The 18,568-nt window shown below is 55.6% G+C and carries 22 protein-coding genes and 1 pseudogene; 8 read left to right on the top strand and 15 right to left on the bottom strand.

What is annotated here, in order from left to right:
- The first annotated feature begins 140 nt into the window (after positions 1-140).
- Genes trmB through ACQG2Q_RS19455 form a run of 3 tightly spaced genes read left to right on the top strand, consistent with a single transcriptional unit; the run spans position 141 to position 1,960 of the window.
- Positions 141-860, top strand: coding sequence for a tRNA (guanosine(46)-N7)-methyltransferase TrmB (trmB, locus tag ACQG2Q_RS19465; protein WP_022649361.1), 720 nt, complete (start codon positions 141-143; stop codon positions 858-860).
- On the top strand, positions 860-1,186 hold the full coding sequence (locus tag ACQG2Q_RS19460) for a YggL family protein (protein WP_003862421.1): 327 nt from the start codon (positions 860-862) through the stop codon (positions 1,184-1,186). Before trmB ends, ACQG2Q_RS19460 begins: the two co-directional genes overlap by 1 nt.
- A gap of 57 nt (positions 1,187-1,243) precedes the next feature.
- A complete protein-coding gene (locus ACQG2Q_RS19455; protein ID WP_063850053.1) occupies positions 1,244-1,960 on the top strand; it encodes a DUF2884 domain-containing protein in 717 nt (238 codons plus the stop codon).
- Between the two features lie 83 nt (positions 1,961-2,043).
- Here ACQG2Q_RS19455 and ACQG2Q_RS19450 read toward each other — a convergent pair whose 3' ends face one another.
- From ACQG2Q_RS19450 to ACQG2Q_RS19425, 6 genes are read right to left on the bottom strand one after another with little or no spacing between them, the layout of a single operon-like run.
- Positions 2,044-2,382, bottom strand: coding sequence for an endonuclease domain-containing protein (locus ACQG2Q_RS19450; protein ID WP_023298571.1), 339 nt, complete (start codon positions 2,380-2,382; stop codon positions 2,044-2,046).
- A gap of 56 nt (positions 2,383-2,438) precedes the next feature.
- Complete coding sequence (hemW, locus tag ACQG2Q_RS19445; RefSeq protein ID WP_063850051.1) at positions 2,439-3,587, bottom strand: radical SAM family heme chaperone HemW; 1,149 nt, start codon at positions 3,585-3,587, stop codon at positions 2,439-2,441.
- Positions 3,580-4,173, bottom strand: coding sequence for an XTP/dITP diphosphatase (locus tag ACQG2Q_RS19440; protein ID WP_022649357.1), 594 nt, complete (start codon positions 4,171-4,173; stop codon positions 3,580-3,582). Before ACQG2Q_RS19440 ends, hemW begins: the two co-directional genes overlap by 8 nt.
- A 3-nt stretch (positions 4,174-4,176) precedes the next feature.
- A complete protein-coding gene (yggU, locus tag ACQG2Q_RS19435) occupies positions 4,177-4,473 on the bottom strand; it encodes a DUF167 family protein YggU (protein ID WP_022649356.1) in 297 nt (98 codons plus the stop codon).
- Entirely contained in the window at positions 4,470-5,036 is a 567-nt protein-coding gene (locus ACQG2Q_RS19430; protein ID WP_003860024.1) for a YggT family protein, read from the bottom strand. Before ACQG2Q_RS19430 ends, yggU begins: the two co-directional genes overlap by 4 nt.
- 21 nt (positions 5,037-5,057) lie before the next feature.
- Positions 5,058-5,759: a YggS family pyridoxal phosphate-dependent enzyme gene (locus tag ACQG2Q_RS19425; RefSeq protein ID WP_022649355.1), complete on the bottom strand. Its 702-nt coding sequence runs from the start codon at positions 5,757-5,759 to the stop codon at positions 5,058-5,060.
- Between the two features lie 17 nt (positions 5,760-5,776).
- On the opposite strand from ACQG2Q_RS19425, the gene ACQG2Q_RS19420 reads away from it, so the two are divergent.
- Positions 5,777-6,757: a type IV pilus twitching motility protein PilT gene (locus ACQG2Q_RS19420; protein ID WP_032676501.1), complete on the top strand. Its 981-nt coding sequence runs from the start codon at positions 5,777-5,779 to the stop codon at positions 6,755-6,757.
- A 10-nt stretch (positions 6,758-6,767) separates the two neighbouring features.
- On the opposite strand, the gene ruvX is transcribed toward ACQG2Q_RS19420, so the two are convergent.
- The 8 genes from ruvX to metK form a co-directional block, all read right to left on the bottom strand.
- Positions 6,768-7,184, bottom strand: coding sequence for a Holliday junction resolvase RuvX (gene ruvX, locus ACQG2Q_RS19415; RefSeq protein WP_006811925.1), 417 nt, complete (start codon positions 7,182-7,184; stop codon positions 6,768-6,770).
- Positions 7,184-7,744 (bottom strand): YqgE/AlgH family protein, encoded by a 561-nt coding sequence (locus tag ACQG2Q_RS19410; RefSeq protein ID WP_022649353.1) that lies wholly within the window; start codon positions 7,742-7,744, stop codon positions 7,184-7,186. Before ACQG2Q_RS19410 ends, ruvX begins: the two co-directional genes overlap by 1 nt.
- Positions 7,745-7,818: 74 nt before the next feature.
- Positions 7,819-8,766, bottom strand: coding sequence for a glutathione synthase (gene gshB / locus ACQG2Q_RS19405; protein WP_003860032.1), 948 nt, complete (start codon positions 8,764-8,766; stop codon positions 7,819-7,821).
- 31 nt (positions 8,767-8,797) lie between these two features.
- Positions 8,798-9,529 (bottom strand): 16S rRNA (uracil(1498)-N(3))-methyltransferase, encoded by a 732-nt coding sequence (gene rsmE / locus ACQG2Q_RS19400; RefSeq protein ID WP_003860033.1) that lies wholly within the window; start codon positions 9,527-9,529, stop codon positions 8,798-8,800.
- Between the two features lie 51 nt (positions 9,530-9,580).
- Positions 9,581-10,288: a deoxyribonuclease I gene (gene endA / locus ACQG2Q_RS19395; RefSeq protein WP_022649352.1), complete on the bottom strand. Its 708-nt coding sequence runs from the start codon at positions 10,286-10,288 to the stop codon at positions 9,581-9,583.
- Between the two features lie 94 nt (positions 10,289-10,382).
- Positions 10,383-10,880 (bottom strand): SprT family zinc-dependent metalloprotease, encoded by a 498-nt coding sequence (locus ACQG2Q_RS19390; protein WP_032621896.1) that lies wholly within the window; start codon positions 10,878-10,880, stop codon positions 10,383-10,385.
- Positions 10,881-10,939: 59 nt separating this feature from the next.
- Positions 10,940-12,337, bottom strand: a complete 1,398-nt coding sequence (galP, locus tag ACQG2Q_RS19385) for a galactose/proton symporter (protein WP_032626160.1) — start codon at positions 12,335-12,337, stop codon at positions 10,940-10,942.
- A 416-nt stretch (positions 12,338-12,753) separates the two neighbouring features.
- Positions 12,754-13,908 (bottom strand): methionine adenosyltransferase, encoded by a 1,155-nt coding sequence (gene metK / locus ACQG2Q_RS19380; protein ID WP_022649349.1) that lies wholly within the window; start codon positions 13,906-13,908, stop codon positions 12,754-12,756.
- A gap of 425 nt (positions 13,909-14,333) precedes the next feature.
- Between metK and ACQG2Q_RS19375 the strand changes: the two genes are divergently transcribed.
- The 4 genes from ACQG2Q_RS19375 (at position 14,334) to speB (ending at position 17,815) form a co-directional block, all read left to right on the top strand.
- A complete protein-coding gene (locus ACQG2Q_RS19375; RefSeq protein ID WP_418251239.1) occupies positions 14,334-14,474 on the top strand; it encodes a hypothetical protein in 141 nt (46 codons plus the stop codon).
- A gap of 94 nt (positions 14,475-14,568) precedes the next feature.
- On the top strand, positions 14,569-14,700 hold the full coding sequence (yqgB, locus tag ACQG2Q_RS19370; RefSeq protein WP_057979949.1) for an acid stress response protein YqgB: 132 nt from the start codon (positions 14,569-14,571) through the stop codon (positions 14,698-14,700).
- 8 nt (positions 14,701-14,708) lie between these two features.
- Positions 14,709-16,685 carry a biosynthetic arginine decarboxylase gene (gene speA, locus ACQG2Q_RS19365; protein WP_022649348.1) on the top strand — a complete coding sequence of 659 codons (1,977 nt, stop codon included), beginning with the start codon at positions 14,709-14,711 and terminating at the stop codon, positions 16,683-16,685.
- Positions 16,686-16,894: 209 nt separating this feature from the next.
- Complete coding sequence (speB, locus tag ACQG2Q_RS19360) at positions 16,895-17,815, top strand: agmatinase (protein ID WP_017382921.1); 921 nt, start codon at positions 16,895-16,897, stop codon at positions 17,813-17,815.
- Positions 17,816-17,891: 76 nt separating this feature from the next.
- On the opposite strand, the pseudogene ACQG2Q_RS19355 reads toward speB, so the two are convergent.
- Positions 17,892-18,224: pseudogene (locus tag ACQG2Q_RS19355) on the bottom strand (MFS transporter); the annotation flags it as partial.
- Between the last annotated feature and the right edge of the window lie 344 nt (positions 18,225-18,568).

Below are 18,568 nucleotides of genomic sequence, written 5' to 3'. Positions count from 1 at the left end.
ATCGATTCGCTTAATCAGGGAGGCAGATTGCAGCACAGCGTCAATCTGCTGTAAACCGGATCTTTCCCATGCTTGCATAGAAGCCTTAACTTTGGATAATGCCCGTTTCCCGTACACTCTCACAAGCAGACAACTCTTTTATGAAAAACGACGTCATTTCACCGGAATTTGATGAAAACGGTCGCCCGCTGCGCCGTATTCGCAGCTTTGTCCGCCGTCAGGGCCGCCTGACAAAAGGGCAGCAACACGCGCTGGACAACTACTGGCCGGTGATGGGCGTTGAGTTCAGCGAGCAGCCGCTCGACTTTACCGAGCTGTTTGGCCGCGATGCGCCAGTGACGCTGGAGATCGGTTTCGGTATGGGCACCTCGCTGGTCACTATGGCGAAAGCGCGCCCGGAGCAGAACTTCCTCGGTATTGAAGTGCACTCGCCAGGCGTCGGTGCGTGTCTGGCAACGGCCCACGAAGAGGGCGTTGAGAACCTGCGCGTTATGTGTCACGACGCGGTGGAAGTGCTGCATAAAATGATTCCTGACAATTCTTTGAACATGGTTCAGCTCTTTTTCCCTGACCCGTGGCACAAAGCGCGTCATAATAAACGCCGTATCGTTCAGGCGCCGTTTGCCGAGCTGGTGAAAAGTAAGCTTAAGCTGGGCGGCGTCTTCCACATGGCGACCGACTGGGAACCTTATGCGGAACACATGCTGGAAGTGATGTCGTCGCTGGACGGGTATAAAAACCAGTCTGAAAGCAACGACTACGTACCGCGTCCGGATTCACGTCCGGTGACAAAATTTGAACAGCGTGGCCATCGTCTTGGTCACGGCGTATGGGACTTAATGTTCGAGAGGGTGAAATAATGGCAAAGAATCGTAGCCGTCGTCTGCGTAAAAAGATGCACATCGAAGAATTCCAGGAAGTGGGTTTCTCCGTTGCCTGGCGTTTCCCGGAAGGCACCAGCGTTGAGCAGATCGATCAGGACGTTGATGCGTTCATCAACGAGGTGATCGAACCCAACAAGCTGGCCTTCGACGGTAGCGGCTATCTGGCGTGGGAAGGTCTGATTTGCACCCAGGAAGTGGGGAAATGCACCGAAGAACATCAGGCGCTGGTACGCAAATGGCTTGAAGACCACAAACTGGAAGATGTCCGCGTCAGCGAACTTTTCGACGTTTGGTGGGACTAATAAAGCAAGAACGGGGCCAGCATTAGCTGGCCCATTTTGTCTGAGGGAGTGTTGAAGATGCGTAAAACGTTGCTGGCGGTTGCTTTACTGGCAATCGGAACCACCGCCCATGCGGAGTATAAATGTAGCGTCACCCCGCGTGACGACGTGGTATTAAGCCCGCAAACCGTGCAGGTTAAGGGCGAGAATGGCAATCTGGTGATCACGCCGGATGGCAACGTGACGTTTAACGGCAAACAGCAAAACCTGACGGCCGCCCAGCGCGAGCAGGCGATGGACTACCAGGCCGAGTTGCGTACCGCGCTGCCATGGATAAACGATGGCGCGCTGACCCGCGTTGAGAAGGGCCGCGTGGCGCTGGATAAAATCATCACCAAAGAGGTGGGGGAGAGCAGCAATATGCGCACCCGCCTGACGAAGCTGGATAAACAGCTGAAAGAACAGATGAACCGCATTATTGAGACGCGCTCTGATGGCCTGACGTTCCACTATAAGGCGATCGATCAGGTGCGAGCCGACGGTCAGCAGCTGGTGAACCAGGCGATGGGCGGCATTCTCCAGGACAGCATCAACGAGATGGGCGCCAAAGCGGTGCTGAAAGGCGGCGGTAATCCGTTGCAGGGTGTACTGGGTAGCCTGGGCGGACTGCAAACCTCGATTCAGAACGAGTGGAAGAATCAGGAAGCCGATTTCCAGCAGTTCGGCAAAGACGTGTGTAAACGCGTGGTGTTCCTGGAAGACAGCCGGAAGGCGCTGGTGGGGACGCTGAAGTAACGCCTCTGCGCGTAGGGCCCCTCACCCCGGCCCTCTCCCCAGGGGAGAGGGAGTAACCAGTTCCCTCTCCCTGTGGGAGAGGGTTAGGGTGAGGGCATCAGGCATTGCAATCGTTGCAGAATAGCCATCAGCATCTCCTCCTCATTAGCCCTGAATTCATGATTCCAGAACCGTACGACTTCCCAGCCGTTCGCATTCAAAAACTCGGTGCGACGAGAGTCATAGGCCTCTTTATCCTGATGTTGCCCCCCGTCCAGCTCAACAATCAGTTTCGCCTTAAAGCAGGCAAAATCCACGATGTACGGCCCAACCGGCATCTGTCGGCGAAACTTATACCCAAAGAAGCGGCGACCTCTGAGCAGATACCAGAGGCGTAATTCTTCGGGTGTCATTTGTTTGCGGAGTTGTTTTGATTTTTCCATCCCCACACTCTGCCAGCCTTCCCCTCAACCAGCAGAACGGGATGTAAAATCCTGAATCAGCCTTCAGGATTTTCAGCGAGGAACAGCTCAAGAAGGGAGTTTAGGAACAGCTTACCGTGCTCGGTGATCTGCCAGTACTCATTACACTCGGTCAGATACCCCTGCGCCAACGCCTCGTCAATCTGCGGACGAATCACCGACTCTGACAACCCGGTGTAGAGCGCAAACTCCGCGCGCGGTGCGGCTTCCAGCAGACGGAAGCGGTTCATAAAGAACTCAAACGGCTTATCCACCGCCTCGACGTCATGCAGACGCTCCAGGTAGCGGCCTTCCATAAACCCGCGCGGATGACGCGTTTTGGCAGTACGCAGAATGCGCCCGTCCGGGAAGGTCACTTTGCCGTGTGCCCCGCAGCCAATCCCCAGATAATCACCAAAGCGCCAGTAGTTCAGGTTGTGCTGACACTGATAGCCCGGCTTCGCATACGCCGAGGTTTCGTATTGCTGATACCCCGCCGCGGTCAAAAGCTGGTGGCCCTGCTCGAAGATATCCCACAGCGCGTCATCGTCCGGCAGCACCGGAGGACGGGAACCAAACAGGGTGTTCGGTTCAATGGTCAACTGATACCACGACAGATGCGGCGGGTTCAGTTCAATTGCCTGACGCAAATCGTCCAGCGCTTCTTCCAGCGACTGATCCGGCAGGCCGTGCATCAAATCGAGGTTAAAACTGCGCAGCCCAAGCCCCGTTGCCAGGTTCGCCGCGCGCTTTGCCTCTTCCGGGCCATGAATGCGCCCCAGGCGCTTCAGCTTTGGCTCGCTAAAGCTCTGCACGCCGATAGAGATACGGTTCACACCCGCGCGCTGATACTCGACAAAACGGTCGGCCTCAACGGTGCCCGGGTTGGCTTCCATCGTAATTTCAGCATCCGCTGCCAGCTTCAGACGTGCGCGCACACCGTCCAGCAAAGTCTGCATCGCCGGGCCTGAAAGCAGGCTCGGCGTACCGCCACCAATAAAAATGGTCTTCACTTCACGTCCCTGTGCGTACGGTACATCGGCATCCAGATCGGCCAGCAGATGCGCGACGTAATCATCGTGCGGCACTTCGCCCTTCAGCGCGTGCGAGTTGAAATCGCAGTACGGGCATTTCTGCACGCACCATGGGATGTGAATATAAAGACTCAGAGGTGGCAAATTAGCCATTACGCAGTGCTTCCAGTAACAGTTTCAGGGCGCGTCCACGGTGGGAGATCGCGCTTTTCTCTTCGCGGGTGAGTTCCGCAGCGGTTTTGCCCTCGGTCGGGACAAAGAAAATCGGGTCGTAACCAAAGCCGCCGTTGCCCGCCGCTTCACGGGTGATCACGCCCGGCCAGCTGCCGTGACAGACAATCGGCGTGGGATCTTCCGCGTGACGCATGTAGACCAGCACGCAGTGGAACTGCGCGGTACGCTGTTCGTCAGGGACGTCGTTCAGGGCCACAAGCAGCTTTTCCAGGTTCTGCTGGTCGGTGGCGTCCACCCCGGAATAGCGGGCGGAGTAAATCCCCGGCGCACCGCCCAGAAAATCCACGGCCAGACCGGAGTCATCGGCAATCGCGGGCAGCCCGGTGATCTGCGCCGCATGGCGCGCTTTCAGAATGGCGTTTTCGATAAACGTCAGGCCGGTTTCTTCGGCGGAGTCCACGCCCAGCTCGGTCTGAGCCACCACGTCCAGCCCAAAATCATGTAATAGCGAGGCCAGCTCGCGCACTTTACCGGCGTTACCGGTGGCGAGAACAACTTTCTGCATGGTTTAGTCCTGTTTTGTCAGAGCCGCGACTTCCGTCGGGATAGATTGCGGGTTAAGGATTTTTACCTGTTTATGCCGGCCAAGTTCACCTTTCTCAATGATGACCTGGCTTTTAGCGACGCGAAACTGTTTTGCCAGATATTTAGTCAGATGCGCATTCGCCTGGCCGTCAACGGGCGGGGCAGTGATGGCGACTTTTAGCTCGTCGCCATGCAGCCCAACAATGCTGTCGCGGCTGGCTTTCGGCTGAATGTACAGCCGTAAAACCAGCCCGTCGGCGCAGGGGCTAACTGCACTCATAACGCCATCCACAGCCCCGGCAGCAGCATATTACCCGTCGCCTGTAACAGTTCCGCGATACCCATATTCAGCACGTACAGCAGCAAAACGAGAAGCATCGGGGAGAAGTCGATTCCGCCCATCGCAGGCAGCAGGCTACGGATCGGACGCAGTAACGGTTCAGTCAGCTGAATCAACGCGTACTCCACCGGGCTACGGCCCCGGCTTACCCAGCTCATAATCGCCATCACCAGCAGGACCCAGAAGATCAGCGAGCCGACGGTTTTAACCAGGATCAGAACGGCTGAAATCCAGATAATCGGCTGGAAAGTGATGACCATAAACAGCACGATCGCTTTGATAACGCTCAGAATAAACGCCATCAGCAGAGATGAACTGTCAATCGGCCCCATTGCCGGAATGATGCGGCGAAGCGGCCCCACAATGGGCTGCGTGATTTTCACGATAAATTGTGAGAATGGATTGTAAAAATCACAACGGGCCCACTGCATCCAGACGCGCAGTAGCAGCGCCATCGTATACAGTTCAATGACCGTTGAAAGCAGGAAAGTCAACGTCTTCATGGCGTTCCTCAGGTTTCCTTATTATTGGGTGTAATCGCGCGCACCGAAAATTGCTGTGCCGATGCGCACCATGGTGCTGCCTGCCGCGATGGCGGCTTCCATATCGTCCGACATGCCCAGAGAAAGCGTGTCTACCGTGTCATAGCGCGCTTTAAGCGCCTCAAATGCTACAGCCATTTGCTGTGCTACGGCAAACTGCCTTTCATAACTTGACTCTGGTGCCGGAATGGCCATCAGTCCGCGCAGGGTTAAGCGCGGCAGCGCCGCCACGTCCGCCGCCAGCGCATCCAGTTCGCTCAGCGTAATGCCGGACTTGCTGTTTTCATCACTGATGTTGATTTGAATCAGCACGTTAAGCGCTGGCATCTCCATAGGGCGCTGGTCGCTCAAACGGGTAGCGATACGCAGACGATCGATGGTGTGACACCAGTCGAAGTGCTCTGCTACCAGACGGCTTTTGTTCGACTGTAGCGGACCGATAAAGTGCCACTGCAGGTCTGTATTTCCCCGCTCCCGGAAAACGCGAATCTTATCTACGCCTTCCTGCACATAGTTTTCACCAAAGGCACGATGACCGGCGGCTATCGCTTCTGCGATGGCGCTCGCAGGCTTGGTTTTGCTGACTGCAAGCAACGTAATTTCTTCTGAAGCACGGCCGCAACGCGTTGCCGCGGCTGAGATTTTGTCCCGGACCTGTGCCAGGTTATGCGCAATGTCGTTCATTTTCCGAGGAGTTGTCTATGGATGTGGAAGAAATTGTGGCCCTTAGTGTAAAGCATAACGTCTCCGATCTACACCTGTGCAGTGATTCACCACCGCGCTGGCGCAGGTCAGGCCGTCTTGAACCTGCGCCGTTTCCGCCCCCGGATGTGGAGGCGTTATTAAAAGCGTGGCTCAATGACGAGCAGCAGGGTGCCTGGTGGGCAAACGGGCAGGTAGATTTTGCCGTTACCCTCACAGGCGGTCAGCGGCTGCGCGGCAGTGCGTTTAAGCATATGCACGGCGTTTCGATCGCGCTACGCCTGTTGCCGCTGACGTGTCCGCAGCTCTCTGCGCTAGGCGTGCCGCGCGCGATCCCGGAGCTTTTGTCCAATGACAATGGCCTGATTCTGGTCACCGGCGCCACCGGCAGCGGGAAATCGACCACCCTGGCCGCGATGGTCGATTTTCTCAATCACCATACGGACGGGCACATTCTGACCCTGGAAGATCCGGTGGAGTTTATGTACCAGAGCCAACGTTGCCTCATCCGGCAGCGGGAGATAGGCCAGCATAGCCCGTCCTTTGCCGAGGCCCTGCGCAGTGCGCTGCGTGAAGATCCGGATGTGATTCTGCTTGGTGAGCTGCGCGACAGCGAGACGATACGCCTGGCGCTGACGGCGGCTGAGACTGGCCATCTGGTGTTGGCCACGCTGCACACGCGCGGTGCGGCGCAGGCGATCGAGCGCCTGGTCGATACCTTCCCGGCGCAGGAGAAAGATCCGGTTCGTAATCAGCTGGCGGGAAGCCTGCGTGCGGTACTGGCGCAGAAGCTGCGTCAGGATGTCCAGGGCGGGCGCGTGGCGCTGTATGAGCTACTGGTGAATACGTCGGCGGCGGCAAACCTGATCCGCGAAGGCAAAACCTGGCAACTGCCGGGCATTATTCAAACGGGGCAGCAGGCGGGGATGCAGAACTTTGAGCAGAGTCTGGCGGAGCGACGGGCGCAGGGGCGGCTGTAGGCCCCGGCGCTCAGTAACCCTGTTCGAAATAGCTTTCGAGGATAATGACGGCTGAAGCTGAATCCACGCTGCCTTTGTTCAACGCCCGGAAGCCACCGTGCTCGAACAGGCCAGCGCGTGCCTCGACGGTGCTCAAACGTTCATCGTGCAGCTTAACGGAGACGCCAAAGCGGCCATGGATTTTGTTCGCGAACTTGCGTGCGCGGGCGGTAAGCGGCTGCTCGGTGCCGTCCATGTTCAGCGGCAGACCGACAATCACGTCGTCCGGCTGCCACTCTTTGAGCAAGCGCTCAATAAGGTTCCAGTCCGGCGTGCCGTCGTTAGCTTTCAGCGCCGTGAGCGGGCGGGCGGTGCCGGTGATCCGTTGACCCACAGCGACGCCGATGCTTTTGGTGCCGAAGTCAAAGGCGAGAAGGGTGCCGCTCATTACGCGTGCCCCGCAACGCCAGGCATGGTCAGAATATCAATGCCAATCAGTTTTGCCGCGTCACGCCAGCGATCGGCGATAGGGGTTTTAAACAGGATATTCATATCCGCAGGGGCCGTCAGCCAGGCGTTGTCCAGAATTTCTTGTTCCAGCTGCCCTTTTTCCCAGGAAGCGTAGCCGAGCGCAACCAGCACCTCAGAAGGCTGATTTGCCGTGCCCAGTGTTTCGAGCACATCGCGAGAGGTGGTGACGACGGTGTTATCGGAGATACGAATGCTGGACGAGAAAACCGGCGGGGTATGCAGGATAAAGCCACGATCTTCTGCAAGCGGTCCGCCGAGCATCACCGGTTTATCAAGACGGATTTCCGGCAGCCGCGCTTCAGCAGGGATTTTCAGCTTGTCCAGAATGCCTTCAACCTGAAGGTTTTCCAGCGGCTTATTGATGATAATCCCCATTGCGCCGTCTTCGTTGTATTCGCAAATATAGACCACGGCGCGGCGGAAAATCGGATCCTGGAGAGCAGGCATGGCAATAAGAAAGTGATGCTGTAAATTCATTGTCAGAGGTACTGTTTCCTGGTTTAAAAAGCGACAGCGCCCAGTATGGGGATAAACACAGGCGCTGTCACAGGTTATTTCTGTAAACGTTTTTCGATAGCGTCCATCAGCATTCCGGTGATCGAGATCGGGAATTCCGCTTCGATTTCACGAATGCAGGTCGGGCTGGTGACGTTCACTTCGGTCAGACGATCGCCGATAATATCGAGGCCAACGAAGATCAGGCCTTTGGCTTTCAGCGTAGGGCCGACGCGGCGGGCAATTTCCCAGTCGCTTTCGCTTAACGGACGCGGTTCGCCACGACCTCCGGCCGCCAGGTTGCCACGGGTTTCACCACCCTGTGGGATACGCGCCAGGCAGTAAGGCACCGGCTCGCCGTCTACAACCAGCACACGCTTGTCACCGTCTTTAATGGCTGGCAGATAGTTTTGCGCCATGCAGTAGCGGGTCCCCAGCTCGGTCAGCGTTTCGGCAATTACGCCAATGTTCGGGTCGCCCTCTTTCACGCGGAAGATCGATGCGCCGCCCATGCCGTCCAGCGGCTTCATGATGATGTCGCCGTGCTTCTGCCAGAATTCTTTCAGCTGCGTTTTGCTGCGGGTGACCAGCGTTTCCGGCGTCAGGTCAGAGAACCATGCGGTATAGAGCTTCTCGTTGCAGTCGCGCAGGCTCTGCGGCTTGTTGACGATCAGCGTGCCTTTCTCTTCGGCACGCTCAAGGATATAGGTGGAGTAAATGTATTCGGTGTCGAACGGCGGATCTTTACGCATCAGGATCACGTTAAGGTCGGCCAGGGCAATATCCTGCTCGGTGCCGAATTCGTACCATTTTTCGTAGTTCTGCTCGACGTTAACGATGCGGGTACGTGCGCGGGCTTCACCGTTGATCAGGTACAGATCGTTCATCTCCATATAGTGGAGTTCATAGCCGCGACGCTGCGCTTCCAGCAGCATAGCGAAGCTGGAATCTTTCTTAATGTTAATGTTTGCGATGGGGTCCATCACGATGCCGAGCTTAATCATGTTCTTCTCCGGTTATGGGTCAGGCTTTGCTTCAACCCAGATCGCCAAATCGCACCTGTAGGGCGGTAATGGCGGTGAGTGCCGTTGTCTCAGTGCGCAGAACGCGAGGTCCCAACAGAATATCAGTAAACTGGTAACGCGCCGTCATGGCGATTTCGTCAGCCGACAGGCCGCCTTCCGGGCCAATCAGCAGGCGTACACGCTCAACGGGCAGCGGCAGCGTATTGATGCTGGCGCTGGCGCGCGGATGAAGATTAAGCTTAAGCCCGCTTTCCTCTTCTGCACACCAGTCCTCCAGATCCATCGCCGGGCGGATCTCCGGGATGCGGTTGCGGCCACTCTGTTCACAGGCTGCAATGGCAATTTTCTGCCACTGCTGGATCTTTTTGTTCAGACGTTCCGCATCCAGTTTAACGCCGCAGCGCTCAGAAAAAAGTGGCGTAATGAGGCTTACACCCAGTTCAATGGATTTCTGAATGGTGAACTCCATCTTTTCCCCGCGCGACATCACCTGGCCAAGGTGAATGTGCAGCGGGGATTCCCGGTCGTCCACGTCGCCACGCAGCACCTTCACGTGCACGCTTTTTTTATCGGCGCGCGTAATTTCAGCGTCAAAAATCTGATTTGAGCCGTCAAAGAGCTGAATCGCCTGGCCTGCGCCCATGCGCAGCACGCGGCCTACGTGGTTTGCGGCATCATCAGACAGGGCGATTTCGCCGCCTGGGGTAATCAGTTCAGGGTGATAGATGCGAGGGATGCGCATAGTCAGAAATTCCATGTGTCATGCGATATAAGCGAATTGCCGTAGTGTAGGTTAGCTCTTTTGCGCCTGGCAAGCCCGCTGGACGTAAGGGTTGTGATTCCCCTGGACTTTGGCGATACGTTCGTCGCGCTGGCATTCCCAGTCCGTCACCGGGTAGAGCTTGTCCCAGGCATTGAAGAGCTGCGTCTGCTGGCGGGAAAGGTTGAGATCGTAGCGGTCGCGCATATAGAAGTAAGTGCGGGCGATGCTGCCGCGCGCGCGGGCAGGCGGTTCGGCGAGTTTCTCTTTGAAATCGACCTTCATGGCGCACTGACCGTACTGGCCTTCGCCACCGTTCCACTGGCTGTACATGAAGTTTCCGCGGTCGCCATTGACTTCACCCACGGCGGGTTGCAGGTTGTGCATATCGCTTTCCATCTGGCGGTAGACCGGATCTTTTGCGCAATTTTTACGTCCACCGTCCTGCCAGCACTGGCGCTGGTGGCCAAACTGCCAGGCCGGAACAACGTGTTCCCATTCGATTCGGCTGGCGCGGTTCTCGTTCTTGCGCACCTTATAGCCGCAGGATCCCAGATCCACGACCCCTTTCTTACCCTGCCAGTTAATTTTACAGCCGCAGTAGAAATCACCCGGTACGTCGGCGTTAATCTTTACGCCTGCGGTTTTTGCCTGTGAGAAACTGTGAATACCGTCGGCCAGAGCATGGCCGGAGAGCGCCGTCGCCAGAAAAGCGACTGCGAGAGAAACATTACGGGACATCTTACACTCCGTGTCAAAACGAGCCCGCAACGTAACGAATGTTGTTCCCGTATGCAATCAGTCAGATCAGGAAAGTTCCTGAAAGTTCGAGTGATTATTCCGCCACCAGTGGTTCGCCGCACTTTACGCAGCGATAGGTAGCCTCGCCGCGCACCACGCGGTTGTGACGGCGGACGGTAAGCTGGTGCTGCTGGCACTGGCAGCGGTAGGGAAACGTATTGCGGCGTACCGATTCCAGCTCGAACTGGTGGGTGCGGCGAGCCGGAACGCCGAGCACCGCCTCCATCATCCATTTCCACTCTTTGCCGTGCGGCGCGACGCGGCCAAAGTGTTTCCACACCAGAAGGTGGGCCAGCTCGTGCGGCACCACTTCTTCGATAAACGCCTGCTGATTTTCCATCATCAACACCGGATTCAGGCGGATCTCATACGATTCCAGCCACGCGGTGCCTGCCGCGGTGCCACGCTGCTGATAGACCAGCTTCGGTTCAGGATAATCGCGGCCGAGCTTCAGGTTGGCCTGGGCGAGTTTTTCCCGCAGGCTGCGCATGACGGCTTGCTGAATGGCGATGGGGAGACGGGGAGATTTCATAGGGGCAGAGCATAAAGCGGGAAGCGGGGAGGCGCAAGAGGCGCCTCCCCGCAGGAGGATCAGTCGTGTGCGCCGATTTCGCGCAGAGGACGACCTTTCATCAGGTTACGTTCAATGTGTTCCAGTGAAACATGTTTGGTTTCAGGAACCAGCCAGATCGTGAGAACAATAAAGAACAGGTTAAGACCGGCGTAGACCCAGAAGGTATTGGCATTACCCAGGGTATTGAGCATGGTCAGGAACGTTGCGCCGACGATCATGTTGGCAATCCAGTTGGTTGCGGTAGAGCAGGTGATACCAAAATCACGCCCTTTCAGCGGCTGGATCTCAGAACACAGCACCCAAATCAGCGGACCGGCGCTCATCGCAAACCCAATGATAAACATCAGCAGCATCGCCACGGCGAAGTACTGTGCCGTCGAGGAGTGAATGCCCATGTGCATCATGGTACCCAGTACGCCCATCCCGACGGCCATGACCAGGAAGCCCAGCGTCAGGGTTGGCTTACGCCCCCAGCGGTCCACCAGACCGATAGCGATAAAGGTCGCCAGCACGTTGGTCAGGCCGACGATCACGGTGCCCCACATCTGTTCGGTGGTGTTGGTGTAGCCCGCCAGTTCGAAGATTTTCGGCGCGTAATACATGATGACGTTCATCCCGGTGAACTGTTGCATGATCTGTAACAGCACACCGAGGAACACCGCGCGGCGGAAGTTGCTGTTCTCTTTGAACAGCGCCCAGCCGGACTGTTTGACCTTCAGGCTTTCGCGGATCTCTTCCAGCTCGTTTTTGGCTTCGGCGCTGGTATCACGCAGGCGTAAGAGCACGCGTTCGGCATCGTGGAAGCGGCGTTTGGCGGCGAACCAGCGCGGGCTGTCCGGCAGGAAGAAGACACCAATCAGCAGCAGAATGGCCGGAATGATGATGACGCCCAGCATCCAGCGCCATGCGCCGCTGTAGCTGAAGGCGGTATCGGAAAGATAAGCCCCCAGAATACCGATGGTGATCATCAGCTGGTACATGGAAATCATGCTGCCGCGGATTTTTTCCGGTGCGATTTCAGACAGGTACAGCGGGGCAGTATAAGACGCCACGCCCACTGCCAGACCGAGCAGCACGCGGGAGAGGATCAGCACTTCAACGTTAGGCGCAGCGGCAGAGAACAGTGAGCCGGCAACGAACAGGATCGCGCCGATCATCAGGCTCTTTTTACGCCCGAGCTTAAAGGAGAGCCAGCCGCTGCCGACCGCGCCGACGGCGGCACCGAACATCATGGAGCTGACCACCCATTCCTGAGTGTGTGCGCTAATCTGGAACTCATCGGTGATGAAAGGTAATGCACCGGCAATTACGCCAATATCCAGGCCAAAGAGTAATCCTGCCAGAGCGGCGAGGAAGCAGACGAAGAACGTCATTGCCTTATTGGACGTACGCCCCTGTTTATTATTGTCAGGCATTATGCCCTCCAGTTGGGTTATCAGTTTTTACGATATTAAGAGTAGGTGAGCGGCTCATAAAAATATGTGAGTCAAATCACAACGGTGTAATCGGTTACACTAGTTTGTAACCGTAAAAATAATTAAAGCTTTGAAAATATAGAGATAAATTAATTGATATGCATCGCGTTTGCACAAATTTCAGACTTAACTGAAAGGGAATGTAACAGCAGAAGAAATGCGATCATGCAAAGAGAATATTCTGAAATCGGGGTATAGAGAGTGAGGTGTAAACGGTTCCAAACATTGCCGGGTGGCGGCTGCGCCTTACCCGGCCTACAAAAATTCACTACCCGTAGGTCAGGTAAGGCATAGCCGCCACCCGACATAAAAAAGGCCAGCACAAAGGCTGGCCTGTTTAAGCTGCTGGCAGTCGATTATTTCAGACCGGCAGCATCACGCAGCAGGGCGGCTTTGTCGGTTTTTTCCCAAGGGAAATGTTCGCGACCAAAGTGACCGTACGCTGCGGTTTCCTGGTAGATTGGGTGCAGCAGATCCAGCATCTGAATCAGACCGTATGGACGCAGGTCGAAGAACTCACGCACCAGCAGGGTTAGCTGTTCAGAAGGCACTTTTTCAGTACCGAAGGTTTCCACCATGATGGAGGTTGGCTCAGCCACGCCGATGGCGTAGGAAACCTGAATTTCACAGCGGTCAGCCAGGCCCGCAGCAACGATGTTTTTCGCCACATAACGTGCAGCGTACGCCGCAGAACGGTCCACTTTAGACGGGTCTTTACCGGAGAACGCGCCGCCACCGTGGCGCGCCATGCCGCCGTAGGTATCTACGATGATTTTACGACCGGTCAGACCGCAGTCACCCATTGGGCCGCCGATAACGAAGCGTCCGGTTGGGTTGATGAAGAATTTGGTCGCAGAGCTCAGCCATTCAGTTGGCAGAACAGGCTTGATGATCTCTTCCATCACCGCTTCCTGCAGGGATTTCTGGTCAATATCTTCAGCATGCTGCGTGGAAAGAACCACGGCATCAATGCCGACGATTTTCCCGTCGTCATACTGGAAGGTAACCTGGCTTTTCGCATCCGGACGCAGCCACGGCAGGGTGCCGTTTTTACGCACTTCAGCCTGACGCTGCACCAGACGGTGTGCGTAAGTCACCGGCGCTGGCATCAGCACGTCGGTTTCGTTGGTCGCGTAGCCGAACATCAGGCCCTGGTCGCCCGCGCCCTGTTCCAGCGGATCGGCACGGTCAACGCCCTGGTTGATGTCCGGGGACTGTTTGCCGATAGCGCTCAGTACGGCGCAGGAGTTGGCATCAAAGCCCATATCAGAATGTACATAACCGATCTCACGCACCGTGTTACGGGTGATCTCTTCGATATCAACCCATGCGCTGGTGGTGATCTCACCGCCAACCAGAACCATGCCGGTTTTGACATAGGTTTCACACGCTACGCGCGCCTTTGGATCCTGCGCGAGGATCGCATCCAGCACCGCATCGGAGATTTGGTCAGCAATTTTATCAGGATGTCCTTCTGATACGGACTCGGACGTAAACAGGTGTTTTGCCATGTTTTATTTCACCTAAAAGGAATTTGGTTAGCTCGAACTGCTGTGTGGAATAGCCAAAGGAGATAATTCTACCAAGGCCTGCAGGATTTTGACACTGGCAGTCTGAGTGTTAATCAGTATGGATGGATTAACATCTGGACGTCTATTTTAGGTCACTTCTTCACCCGATTTCCAGTTTTTTTTGACTCACCTCTCACTGCGTTGAAAACACGGCTGGAAATTTTTCCTGACGGCGCTGGCAACCTGCGCATTTTTGTTTTGCTTTTTAGCGACCTTCTCGGTATAAAACGCGGCGCGCGGCTCATATAAAATAAGCGCTCGATGAACACATCGTGTCGCCACTTCCAGCCGGGTTAAGCAGTGAACTTTTAGCTTTGGCTTGTGGTCCGTTTCAGCAGAGGCGGCCGTGGAGGTGATACGAGATAATGAACCATTGTTTTCCGCTCATTCAGCGCAGTCGTTCTGGCGCGCATTTGATTCCCACCCGCACTTCTGGTCTAAACACCTGCCGATGTTATACCCATCTCGGTGCTTCTCAGGATTCCAGAGCCGGTCACGCTTTGTGAAAACTGAACAAGGGCGCTCTTGTTAATACAGGAGTTTTCTCGTGGTTTCGCCGAACCTTGTCATACAGAGTTCGGATACGTGTTTTACAATGATATGAATAAGAAACCGGTCGCACGGTCTGGATTTCAGCATACTCTGCTGGGAAATGGAGCCGTTAATGGGTTGTTATCGCCGTATAACGCTGCGATAGTAGTCAACTGTTTTACACTTAATACAAAGAGTTGAGGTTCGCTATGTCTGACGACATGTCTTCGCTTTCGCCTTCGTCAGCAGGCGAACAGGGTGTACTACGTTCTATGCAGGAGGTTGCGATGAGCTCCCAGGAAGCCAGCAAGATGCTGCGCACTTACAATATTGCCTGGTGGGGCAATAACTACTACGACGTTAACGAGCTGGGCCACATCAGTGTCTGCCCGGATCCGGACGTCCCGGAAGCGCGCGTGGATCTCGCTAAGCTGGTGAAAGCCCGTGAAGCCCAGGGTCAGCGCTTGCCTGCACTGTTCTGCTTCCCGCAGATCCTGCAACATCGCCTGCGTTCTATTAACGCCGCGTTCAAACGCGCGCGGGAATCGTATGGTTATAACGGCGACTATTTCCTTGTTTACCCGATCAAGGTAAACCAGCACCGTCGCGTGATTGAGTCCCTGATCCACTCCGGCGAACCGCTGGGCCTGGAAGCTGGCTCCAAAGCGGAGCTGATGGCGGTTCTGGCGCACGCGGGCATGACCCGGTCGGTGATCGTCTGTAACGGCTATAAAGACCGCGAATACATTCGTCTGGCGCTGATTGGCGAGAAGATGGGCCACAAGGTCTATCTGGTGATCGAGAAGATGACCGAAATCGCGATCGTGCTGGAAGAGGCCGAGCGTCTGAACGTGATCCCACGCCTTGGTGTGCGTGCGCGACTGGCGTCGCAGGGTTCCGGTAAATGGCAGTCTTCCGGCGGTGAAAAATCCAAGTTCGGCCTCGCGGCGAACCAGGTGCTTCAGCTGGTGGAAATTCTGCGCGAGCGCGGTCGTCTGGACAGCATTCAGCTGCTGCACTTCCACCTTGGCTCGCAGATGGCCAACATTCGCGACATTGCCACCGGCGTGCGTGAATCGGCACGTTTCTACGTTGAGCTGCACAAGCTTGGCGTAAATATTCAGTGCTTTGACGTGGGCGGTGGCCTGGGCGTGGATTACGAAGGGACACGCTCGCAGTCTGACTGCTCGGTCAACTACGGCCTGAACGAATACGCCAACAACATTATCTGGGCGATTGGCGATGCCTGCGAAGAGCACGGCCTGCCGCACCCGACGGTGATCACCGAATCCGGCCGCGCGGTCACTGCGCACCATACGGTGCTGGTCTCTAACATCATCGGCGTTGAGCGCAGCGAAATCACTGAAGCCACGCCTCCGGCAGACGATGCCCCACGTTCCCTGCAAAGCATGTGGGAAACCTGGCAGGAGATGCACGAGCCGGGCACGCGTCGTTCTCTGCGCGAATGGCTGCACGACAGCCAGATGGATCTGCACGACATTCACGTCGGTTATTCTTCAGGCACCTTTAGCCTGCAGGAACGCGCGTGGGCGGAGCAGCTCTATCTGAACATGTGCCATGAAGTGCAGAAGCAGCTCGATCCGAGCAACCGCGCACACCGTCCGATTATCGACGAGTTGCAGGAACGTATGGCGGACAAAATGTACGTCAACTTCTCCCTGTTCCAGTCGATGCCGGATGCCTGGGGTATCGACCAGCTGTTCCCGGTTCTGCCGCTGGAAGGGTTGAATCATGCGCCTGAACGCCGCGCGGTGCTGCTGGACATTACCTGTGACTCCGACGGCGCGATTGACCACTACGTCGACGGTGACGGTATCGCTACGACCATGCCAATGCCGGAGTACGATCCGGAGAACCCGCCAATGCTGGGCTTCTTTATGGTGGGTGCGTATCAGGAGATCCTCGGCAACATGCACAACCTGTTCGGTGATACCGAAGCGGTTGACGTGTTTGTCTTCCCTGACGGCAGCGTGGAGGTTGAGCTGTCCGACGAAGGGGACACCGTGGCGGATATGCTCGAATACGTTCAGCTGGATCCGAAAAAACTGCTCACCCAGTTCCGCGATCAGGTCAAAAACACCGGTCTGGACGATGCCTTGCAGCAGCAGTTCCTGGAAGAGTTTGAAGCGGGTCTGTACGGGTATACGTATCTGGAAGACGAGTAGTAAAACCTCCCTCTCCCGGTGGGAGAGGGTTGGGGTGAGGGCATCAGACCGCACGATGCCCTATACTCACTTGAACCCGTATGAATTAACGGCGATAATTCGCCCCACTATGCGATTTACGAATCAATCCCTTCCTCGTCGGGTTTAACGACGCGGAGGGGATTTTTTTTCATCTGTTTTAATGTATCGACTTTATAAGAGGTCAGGACATGAGCACTTTAGGTCATCAGTACGATAACTCTCTGGTATCTAACGCGTTTGGTTTTTTACGCCTTCCGATGAACTTCCAGCCTTACGACAGCGATGCTGACTGGGTGATCACCGGCGTACCGTTCGACATGGCAACGTCCGGTCGTGCGGGTGGACGTCATGGCCCGGCGGCAATCCGTCAGGTTTCCACCAACCTGGCCTGGGAGCACAACCGCTTCCCGTGGAACTTCGACATGCGCGAGCGCCTGAACGTGGTGGACTGCGGTGATCTGGTGTACGCCTTCGGTGACGCGCGCGAAATGAGCGAAAAACTGCAGGCGCACGCCGAGAAGCTGCTGGCGGCCGGTAAACGCATGCTCTCCTTCGGCGGTGACCACTTCGTGACCCTGCCGCTGCTGCGCGCCCACGCGAAGCACTTCGGTAAAATGGCGCTGGTGCACTTTGACGCGCATACCGACACCTACGCGAACGGCTGCGAATTCGACCACGGCACCATGTTCTACACCGCGCCGAAAGAAGGCCTGATCGATCCGAACCACTCCGTGCAGATCGGCATCCGCACCGAGTTCGACAAAGACAACGGCTTCACCGTACTCGACGCGGGCCAGGTGAACGATCGCGGCGTGGACGATATTCTGGCTCAGGTTAAGCAGATCGTCGGCGATATGCCTGTCTACCTGACCTTCGACATCGACTGCCTGGATCCGGCATTCGCACCGGGTACCGGTACGCCGGTGATCGGCGGCCTGACGTCAGACCGCGCCATCAAGCTGGTGCGCGGCCTGAAGGATCTGAACATTGTCGGGATGGACGTGGTGGAAGTGGCTCCGGCCTATGACCAGTCCGAGATCACCGCGCTGGCCGCGGCGACCCTGGCGCTGGAAATGCTCTACATCCAGGCAGCGAAAAAAGGCGAATAAGCCTTACGCGCTTATTGCTGCTGCGCGCCGCATGCGCAGCAGCAACATTCCCCAGGCCAGCGTGAAGGTGTAGACAAACCCCGGTTATTTCGCGGGCGATGACCATTCCCGTCAGCGAGCCTAACAAAGGCGAAACCGCGCAGACCGCGGCCCAAAGCGCAATGCTGCTTAATAATCCCTGCCGATAATGAAGTTTGCTTTCAATAACCGACGTTAATAATAGAGCGGAAAAACCATAACCCAGAAGAAAGCAGGTCATGAGTAGACCCTGTAACATTCTGTTTTCATTTAACTGAAAATGTTCGGCAAATTCCGGGTTTAAAATCATTACCGAGATATTTACCCGATCGACGTACGAAATAATAATGAGTAATAAAAGCGCAATCGTGCCTTGCCATCTTGCCTTCATTATGTCCGCCTTACGTTTTTTGTAACTTATATTTTTCATCAATGTGATTGTCACGGAGCTAAAATGATTCACCTGTGAAACTCATTGTTTATTAAAGATAAATTAAAAATGAGTTTCACCGGTGAAACGCGAAAGAGGTGACGTTAATTTATTTTTAAAGAGTAAAAAGAAAGGAAGTCAATATCTTTTATTCAAAATAAGAGACCATTAAAAAAACGTATTTCTCACGCTGTAATAATGAAAATTTCATATCGCTGCATTTTTTCGTGATCCCTTGCACACTTAGTTAATTAATTGCCGATCGATTAACAAATTCGTCACATTGTCGCTTGACGAAACATTCA

This window comes from Enterobacter cloacae complex sp. 370H10, from assembly GCF_050031535.1.
In the GTDB taxonomy this organism is placed as follows: domain Bacteria; phylum Pseudomonadota; class Gammaproteobacteria; order Enterobacterales; family Enterobacteriaceae; genus Enterobacter; species Enterobacter intestinihominis.
The sequence above is the reverse complement of the archived record's forward strand: the minus strand, read 5'-3'. Positions and strand labels throughout refer to the sequence as shown.